Below are 6,849 nucleotides of genomic sequence, written 5' to 3' on the forward strand. Positions count from 1 at the left end.
GAGCGGGGGCAGGGGCGGCGGGGAGCGGGTCGGTCTCGGCGAGTTCGTCGAGGACCTCGCTGAGCGTGCTCATCCGGGCGCGCCAGTAGTGCTCGAAGGGGTGCAGCCAGGCGCCGACTTCGGCCAGTGGCTCCGCCCTCAGGTGGTAGTAGCGGTGGCGGCCGCGCGGCTCCTCGCGGACCAGGCCGGCCTTGCGCAGCACGGCGAGGTGCTCGGAGACGGCCGGCCGGCTCAGGGAGAACTCGCCGGCCAGGTCCCCGGCCGCCCGGGCGCCGCCGCGCAGCCTTTCGAGCAGGGTCCGCCGGACCGGATGGGCCAGGGCGCTGTAGACGTCGACGGCTTCCATGACTCCAGAATGCGTCGGAACTCTCCGACATGTCAACTTTTCCCGACGCGTCGGGGTGCCGGCGGCCCGTCGGTGGCCGTGAGCAGCTCCCCGGGGTCCTGCGACCGTGGTGCGGCATGCCCCTGTGGCCGCGTGCGCCAGGGTCGATGACGCGCCATCCGGGACCCGGCCCGGCCGGAACCTGACGATCACCCGGGCAAACCCCGGACGGGCCAAGATCACCGCATCGAAGTAATACCAACGCCTTCTCACGGTCGCGTGGGGGGAACGGCCGTTACTGTTCCCCGGGATCTGGACGGATTCCCTGTTGTTCGCCCCCTTATTTCCTCTTTCACCGGTGCCGTGCGGATGTGCCGCCGTCACCGCCCTTACGAAGGAGAGCTCGCCCGATGACCGTTGAGACCAGCCCGGAAGCCCAGGTCGAGCCGCCCCGGCAGGCCAGCCTGAGCACTGCGGCGGCCCGCAACCTTTCCACCACGACCAAATCCGCCCCGCAGATGCAGGAGATCACCTCCCGCTGGCTGCTGCGGATGCTGCCCTGGGTGGAGACCAAGGGCGGCGCCTACCGGGTGAACCGCCGGCTCACCTACACCGTCGGCGACGGGCGCATCGAGTTCGTCCAGGACGGCGCCGAGGTCCGGGTGATCCCCCGTGAGCTCGGTGAACTGGCCCTGCTGCGCGGCTTCGAGGACGACGAGGTACTGGCCGCGATCGCCAACCGGTGCGTCCAGCGCGAGTTCCGGCCCGGTGAGGTGCTCGTCCGGCGCGGCACCCCGGCCGAGGAGATCCTCCTCATCGCGCACGGCCGGATCGGCCAGACCACGACCGGCAAGTACGGCGACGAGGTGGCGGTCGCCACGCTCGCCGACGGCGACCACTTCGGCGAGAACGCCCTGCTGGACGCCGACGCCACCTGGGACTACACCGCCACCGCCGAGACCTCCGGCACCCTGCTCGCCCTCTCCCGCGCGGACTTCGCCGCCGTCGTGGCCCTCTCGCAGCCCCTCCAGGCGCACCTCGACCGGTTCAGCTCGATCCCGCTCCAGCGGCAGAACCGTCACGGCGAGGCCGAGATCGCGCTGTCCGCCGGCCACACCGGCGAGCCCGAACTGCCCGGCACCTTCGTGGACTACGAGCTCAAGCCGCGCGAGTACGAGCTCTCGGTCGCCCAGACCGTGCTGCGCGTCCACACCCGGGTCGCCGACCTCTACAACGGCCCGATGAACCAGACCGAGGAGCAGCTCAGGCTCACCATCGAGGCGCTGCGCGAGCGCCAGGAGCACGAGCTGATCAACAACCGCGAGTTCGGTCTGCTCCACAACGCCGCGTTCAAGCAGCGGATCCAGACCCACTCCGGCCCGCCCACCCCCGACGACCTGGACGAGCTGCTCTGCCGCCGCCGCGGCACCAAGCTCTTCCTGGCGCACCCCAGGACCATCGCGGCGATCGGCCGCGAGTTCAACGCCCGCGGGCTGTACCCGGACCACGTCGACGTAGGCGGGCAGTCGGTCCCGGCCTGGCGCGGCGTTCCCATCCTGCCGTGCAACAAGATCCCGATCAGCAAGGACAACACCAGCTCGATCCTCGCCATGCGCACGGGTGAGGAGAACCAGGGTGTCATCGGCCTGCGTCAGACCGGGCTGCCGGACGAGTACGAGCCGGGTCTGTCGGTGCGGTTCATGGGCATCAGCGACCAGGCCCTCATCTCGTACCTGGTCACCACGTACTACTCCGCCGCCGTCCTGGTGCCCGACGCGCTGGGCGTGCTGGAGAACGTACAGATCGCGCGCCGCCGCGACCAGGCCTGACGGGCCGCCCCGCAGTCACCGCCGGAGCCCGGACCTCCCGGGCGGGCCGAGCGCGCCCGGGATCCGGGACGCGGGAGCCGGGACAGTCACCCACCTCATCAAGGAGCCACGGATGCCCGATCCCGGGTCTTCCCCTCTGCCGTCGAGCGGTCCTCCCGCGGCCGGCAGCTTCGCGGCCCGCGTCCTCGCCGACGCCCTCGCCCACGGCCTGCTCCCGGCCCGGGCGGCGGCGGCCGCCGCACCGGCGCCGGCCTCGGCGGCGCCGGCGGGCCCGCCGGTCCCGGCCACGCCGGACCCGCCGGCGGCCGCGGCCGCCCCGGCCTTGCCGGCCACCCCGGCCCTGGCGGACGCCGCGGCGGGACCGGCGGTCGCGGAGGTCCCCGCCGCGGCGGGCTTCCCCACGGCGCCGGCCGCGGCGGAGTCCGCCTTGGCGCGGGTCCTGCGGGGACCCAGCGGGCTGGGCACGGCGAGCCTGCGCCTGGTGCCGCGGGCGTCCCGCCCGGAGCTGCCGGAACCGCCGCGCCCGGAGCCGGTGGTCCCGGACCTTCCGGGTGTCCCGGACCTTCCGGGCGTCCCGGACCTGCCGGAGCCGTCGGACCTGCCGGAAACCCCGGACCGGCCCGCGGCGGCCGACGGGAACCCGATCCCCGGCCTCTACCACCACCCGATCGCGGAGCCCGACCCGGTCCGCGTGGCGGAGGTCAGCCGCCGGATCAAGCGCTGGGCGGTGGACGAGGTCCAGGCGTACCCGCCGGAGTGGGAGGACCAGTTCGACGGTTTTTCCGTCGGCCGCTACATGGTCGCCTGCCACCCCGACGCACCCACCGTCGACCACCTCATGCTCGCCACCCGGCTGATGGTCGCCGAGAACGTGGTGGACGACGTCTACTGCGAGGACCACGGCGGCTCGCCGGTCGGCCTGGGCGGAAGGCTTCTGCTGGCCCACACCGCCCTCGACCCGGTGCACACGGCGAAGGAGTACGAGCCGGCCTGGGCGGAGTCGCTCTCCGCCGACGCCGCACGGCGCTCCTACCGCTCCGCCATGGAGTACTTCCTCCAGGCCGCCACCCCGGCCCAGGCCGACCGGTTCCGGCACGACATGGCCCGGCTGCACATGGGCTACCTCGCCGAGGCCGCCTGGGCGCAGACGGAGTACGTGCCCGAGGTGGCGGAGTACCTGGCGATGCGCCAGTTCAACAACTTCCGCCCCTGCCCGACCATCACCGACACGGTCGGCGGCTACGAACTCCCGGCGGAGCTGCACGCCCTGCCCGCCATGCAGCGCGTCATCGCCCTCGCCGGCAACGCCACCACCATCGCCAACGACCTCTACTCGTACATGAAGGAGCTCCAGAGCCCCGGCAAGCACCTCAACCTGCCGGTGGTGATCGCCGAACGCGAGGGCGTCTCCGACAAGGAGGCCTACCTCAAGGCGGTCGAGATCCACAACGAGCTCATGCACCTGTTCGAGGCCGAGGCCGCCGAGCTCGCCGTGACCTGCCCCGACCCGCGCGTGGCGCGCTTCCTCAGGGGCGTCGCCGTCTGGGTCGACGGCAACCACTACTGGCACTCGACCAATACCTACCGCTACACCCTGCCCGATTTTTGGTAAACGAGGGGATTTCTTTCACATGACCAGCACCGTCAGCACCACCCCGTTCATTCCCGCCCCGGCGACGCCGTACCAGGGGGACATCGCCCGCTACTGGAACGAAGAGGCCAGGCCGGTGAACCTGCGCCTGGGCGACGTGGACGGCCTTTACCACCACCACTACGGCATCGGCGACGTCGACACGGCCGCCCTCGGCGACCCGTCGGACCCCGACCGCGAGGCGAAGCTGATCGCCGAGCTGCACCGGCTGGAGTCGGCCCAGACCAATGTCCTGCTGGACCACCTCGGTGCCATCGGCCGCGACGACATGCTGGTCGACGCCGGCTGCGGCCGCGGCGGCTCGATGGTGATGGCCCACCAGCGCTTCGGCTGCAAGGTCGAGGGCGTCACCCTCTCGGCCAAGCAGGCCGACTTCGGCAACAACCGCGCCCGCGAGCTGGGCATCGAGGACTCGGTCCACTCCCGGGTCTGCAACATGCTCGACATGCCCTTCGAGACCGGCCAGGCCGCCGCCTCGTGGAACAACGAGTCCAGCATGTACGTCGACCTGCACGACCTGATGGCCGAGCACGCGCGCATCCTCGCGGTCGGCGGCCGCTACGTGACCATCACCGGCTGCTGGAACCCCCGTTACGGCCAGCCCTCCAAGTGGGTCTCGCAGATCAACGCGCACTTCGAGTGCAACATCCACTCGCGCCGCGAGTACCTGCGCGCCATGGCCGACAACCGCCTGGTCCCGCAGGCCGTCGTGGACCTCACCGCGGCCACCCTGCCGTACTGGGAGCTGCGGGCCACGTCCTCGCTGGTCACCGGCATCGAGGAGGCGTTCATCAACTCCTACCGGGACGGCTCCTTCCAGTACCTGCTGATCGCGGCCGACCGGGTCTGACCCGCCTCGCCCCCCGTGACCCGTCTCCGGGCGGGTCGCGGGGGGCTCAGGGCAGCGGTGTCCGGTGCAGGCCGATCAGCAGCCGCCAGATCCGCCCGGTGACCTCGGCGGGCGTGGCCTCGATCAGGCCGTGCAGCCAGTCGGCGAGCACCCCGGCGAAGGCCGCGGCCACGGCCGAGGCGACCAGGTCGGGCTCCGGCGCCCCGGCCAGCGCACGCTCGGCCCGGCTGCGCGCGCGCAGGTCCCGGTGGAGCACCAGGCCCAGCGGCCCGCCGCCGCCCGGCCGCAGCAGCTCCCGGTAGAGCCCCGCGTGCCGGGGGAGCCCCTCGAAGAACTCGACCAGCGCGGGCGGCGGGCTCGCCGGGTCCGGGACGCCGCGCCACGCGTGGAGGGCGTCCACCGCCTCGCGGACGATCTCGGCACAGGCGTCGACGGCGAGCGCCTCCAGGTCCGCGTAGTGCACGTAGAACGTGGCCCGGCCGACCCCGGCCCGGCGCGCCAGCGCGGCCACACCGACCTTCTCCAGCGGCCCGTGCGCGCACTCCTCCAGCAGCGCCCCGCGCAGCTTGGCCCGGGTCCGCTCGGTCCTGGGGTCCTCCGGCACGCGCGTCACCCGGCCAGCAGGACGGCGCCGAGCGCCAGGGCGCCGGGCAGGGCCTGGGCGATCAGGATGCGGCGGTTGGCGGTCAGGGCGCCGTAGACCCCGGCGACCACCACGCACCCGAGGAAGAAGACCCGGACCTGGAAGCCGGTGGGCTCCCCGGCGAACAGGCCCCAGACCAGGCCGGCCGCGAGGAAGCCGTTGTAGAGCCCCTGGTTCGCGGCGAGCGTGGCGGTGGCCCGGGCCAGCTCGGCATCGAACCCGGACAGCTTCCGCCCGGCCTCCCGCTCCCACAGGAACATCTCCAGCACCAGGAAATACAGGTGCAACGCGGCCACCAGCCCCACCAGCACATGCGCGGTCGTCCCCATCGACGTCCCCACCTTTCCCCTCGACCGGCGGACGCCTGTGACGACTCCCGCACGCTATTTCCTGGACAGGTGTCCAGCTTAACTGGACACCTGTCCAGTAAGTCAACCCGTACCAGCCGGGCCCTACGCTGCCGTCCCTGCACCAGGACGATGACCGGCAGGCGCACCACCTCGCCGGTATCGGCCCGAGAAGGGGCGGCCTCCCGCGCAGGCCGAACACCGCGCCGCCCGGCCGGAGCCCACGCCCGGCCTTCGGAGCGAGGGTGGGCACTCCTCGGCACCCCCGTTCTGAGGACCGCCTCGGTGAGCGACGTGGCTTCCCCCGGCCGGCCGGCCGGGCGGGCGGTCAGCGGGCCGTCGAGCCCGCGGCGGCGTTGCGCCAGACCGTGAGGTCCAGGGTGAGGTACGTGCTCGGGGAGTCCTCCGGGGAGCGGCCGCGGACCGTGATCAGGCCGATGTGGCCGGTGCCGGTGGTCAGGCAGAGCTGGCGGCCCGGGCCCAGCTTGTTGATGTAGACGTCGTCCGTGAACCGGGTCTCGGCCCGGCACGTGGCCAGCGAGCCCTCCTGACCGGGGTCGAGCAGGACGAACGTGCTGCCCTGGCTCTCGGCGTCGAGGTAGCCGCCGGTGTCGTACGAGAGCTCGTAGTTGCCGTCCTCGCCCTTCTGCGGGCGCAGCGGGTCGTCGCCGAGGGTGAGGTGGTAGCCGGCGGTGAGGTTGATGCCCTTGTAGTCGGCCGGGGCCGGGTCGGGCCGGGTGCCGCCGGCCGACGGCTTCGCGGCGGTGTCGCTGCCGGAGCTGCCCTTGCCGTTGCTGCCCGCGGACGCGGCCGCGGAGGAGGTGCCGCCGTTGCGCGGGGACGCGGTGTCCTTGCCCTGGGTCGCGGCGTACACCCCCGCGCCCACGATGACCGCGGCCACGACGGTGAGCGCCACCAGGGCCGGACGGCGGGACGGGCGCTGTGGCGCCCCGACCGGCGGCTGCCCCGGGAAGGGGGTGTGCGCCTGCGGGTAGCCGTACGTCGGGTACGGGGGCGCCGGGGCGGCGTGCTGCGTCGGAGCGTACGGGCCCGCCGACCGGGGACCCGCCGACTGCGGGTACGACAGCTGGGCCGGTGCCGGTGCCTGGCCCGGCGGCGGCGTCGGGGGCGCGGCCGCGTGTGCGGCGGGTGTGGACGGTGCCGTCGGGGGGACCGCCGTCGCCGTCGGGGCGTGGGCCTGGGC

Annotated in this window: 6 protein-coding genes and 1 pseudogene; 3 read left to right on the plus strand and 4 right to left on the minus strand. The window is 73.3% G+C overall.

Annotated elements, in window-relative coordinates:
- Window positions 1-346, minus strand: a 346-nt coding sequence (locus tag EF918_RS30360; RefSeq protein WP_148141283.1) for a helix-turn-helix transcriptional regulator, incomplete at its 3' end; no start/stop codon positions are given.
- Between the two features lie 389 nt (window positions 347-735).
- Here EF918_RS30360 and EF918_RS30365 point away from each other — a divergent pair.
- From EF918_RS30365 to EF918_RS30375, 3 genes are all read left to right on the plus strand, one after another.
- Window positions 736-2,154 carry a family 2B encapsulin nanocompartment shell protein gene (locus EF918_RS30365; protein WP_125652141.1) on the plus strand — a complete coding sequence of 473 codons (1,419 nt, stop codon included), beginning with the start codon at window positions 736-738 and terminating at the stop codon, window positions 2,152-2,154.
- A gap of 112 nt (window positions 2,155-2,266) precedes the next feature.
- Entirely contained in the window at window positions 2,267-3,766 is a 1,500-nt protein-coding gene (locus tag EF918_RS30370; RefSeq protein ID WP_125652142.1) for a family 2 encapsulin nanocompartment cargo protein terpene cyclase, read from the plus strand.
- Window positions 3,767-3,785: 19 nt separating this feature from the next.
- Window positions 3,786-4,655, plus strand: coding sequence for a geranyl diphosphate 2-C-methyltransferase (locus EF918_RS30375; RefSeq protein WP_125652143.1), 870 nt, complete (start codon window positions 3,786-3,788; stop codon window positions 4,653-4,655).
- Between the two features lie 46 nt (window positions 4,656-4,701).
- Here the strand turns inward: EF918_RS30375 and EF918_RS30380 are convergent, their stop codons facing one another.
- From EF918_RS30380 to EF918_RS30390, 3 genes and pseudogenes are all read right to left on the minus strand, one after another.
- Complete coding sequence (locus EF918_RS30380; RefSeq protein ID WP_125652144.1) at window positions 4,702-5,268, minus strand: TetR/AcrR family transcriptional regulator; 567 nt, start codon at window positions 5,266-5,268, stop codon at window positions 4,702-4,704.
- Window positions 5,265-5,627 carry a DUF1304 domain-containing protein gene (locus EF918_RS30385; RefSeq protein ID WP_125652145.1) on the minus strand — a complete coding sequence of 121 codons (363 nt, stop codon included), beginning with the start codon at window positions 5,625-5,627 and terminating at the stop codon, window positions 5,265-5,267. Before EF918_RS30385 ends, EF918_RS30380 begins: the two co-directional genes overlap by 4 nt.
- Before the next feature lie 346 nt (window positions 5,628-5,973).
- Window positions 5,974-6,849: pseudogene (locus tag EF918_RS30390) on the minus strand (serine/threonine protein kinase); the annotation flags it as partial.

The organism is Streptomyces sp. WAC06614, from assembly GCF_003949795.1.
Classification (GTDB): Bacteria; Actinomycetota; Actinomycetes; order Streptomycetales; family Streptomycetaceae; genus Streptomyces.